Origin of the sequence: Gilliamella sp. BG7, from assembly GCF_046635565.1 — a bacterium.
Classification (GTDB): domain Bacteria; phylum Pseudomonadota; class Gammaproteobacteria; order Enterobacterales; family Orbaceae; genus Gilliamella; species Gilliamella apicola_P.
The window spans coordinates 1-1,214 of the sequence record NZ_JBIDFB010000028.1 but is presented as its reverse complement, the minus strand read 5'-3'; the positions used below and the strand labels follow the sequence as shown (position 1 = coordinate 1,214).

General features: G+C 31.9%; 2 protein-coding genes. Both read left to right on the top strand.

Annotated elements, in window-relative coordinates; translation table 11 throughout:
- Nucleotides 1-130: 130 nt before the first annotated feature.
- Nucleotides 131-358, top strand: a complete 228-nt coding sequence (locus ACGH49_RS10825; protein WP_065606986.1) for a hypothetical protein — start codon at nt 131-133, stop codon at nt 356-358.
- 5 nt (nt 359-363) lie between these two features.
- Nucleotides 364-1,214: zeta toxin family protein (locus ACGH49_RS10820; protein WP_411589374.1), on the top strand; the 851-nt coding region annotated here is incomplete at its 3' end.

The window sequence follows — 1,214 nt, the reverse complement described above, 5'->3', positions numbered from 1 at the left end:
CTTTAGGCCAGGTGGAAAGGAACGCATAGCGAGCCTTTCCGCTTGGACGACCCCCAAAATTTAGTTATAATTCAGCCTAAATATCACAATAATAATTTATCAATAAACCAATATTAAATAGGAGTGGATCATGGCGACGTTTGATGAAAAAGAGTTTTTATTGGAAGAAGTTTATAATAGTGTCCGAATTTGTATATCCAAAGCAAAAGGTTATAGCAACGAATATACAGCAGATATGTTAGAAGATATTGCAAAATTAAGGGAGTTTAGACAAAAAATTGCTGACACTACCTATGAGGAAATTAATTATGAAACTGCATTAAAATTTTTCCAATTAATTGAAAATAAATATAAGTAATTAATATGAATAAGAATGAAATTTTATCTCAGATATGTATTCAAGAAAAAAGTAAAATAATTAATGATGTATGGAATGATATTCATATAGATCAACCCGAATTAATTTCACAGCAATCGAATCCCAAAGCTTATGTTATGGGAGGTCAACCTGGTGCAGGAAAGTCGACATCTACAAATAAACTTGAAACTAAATATAAAAATAATATTTTAACTATTGACTTAGATGCCTATCGAGAACGTCATCCAAACTTCAAAGCGTTATATGAAAAATATGGCAAAGATTCAGCCGTATATACCCACGAATTTGCGAGTGAAATTAAGGAGGAAATTCTAAAACGTGTGATTGAAGCTAAATACAACATCATTGTAGATGGCACATTAAAAAATACAAATAAAGCTAAAAAGCTTATAGAGACTTTAAAAAATAAAGGGTATCAAGTCGACGTTCTTATTCACACTTGCCCTAAAGAAGTAAGTTGGGATAGCGTAAATAACCGTTATGAAAATGCGTTAAAAGCTGGTCGAATTCCTCGTTATGTTCCTAAACATATACATGATAAAGTGGTTGCTGTACTGCCTAATAACGCAGATGAGTTAAGTAAATCTAGCCAAATCGAAAAGTTATCTGTTTATAACCGTGAAAAGCAATTATTTGATTCGAAAGTAGATAAAGGATTACCTTCAGTAGTTATTCAAGCGGAAATAAATAAAAATGATAAACAATTAAATAAAAACAATCTAACACAACCGCCTAATGATCCTTTTTCTAAGGCATTGCAAACCGCCACGGAAAGATTGGAGCAAAGAAGTACATCAAATCAAAAAACAAGGCATCAAGGAATGGGGAGAAATTG

Excerpts from the sequence above, each read along its gene's own strand:
- ACGH49_RS10825 (WP_065606986.1), top strand. The coding sequence starts at position 131 with ATGGCGACGTTTGATGAAAAAGAGTTTTTATTGGAAGAAGTTTATAAT.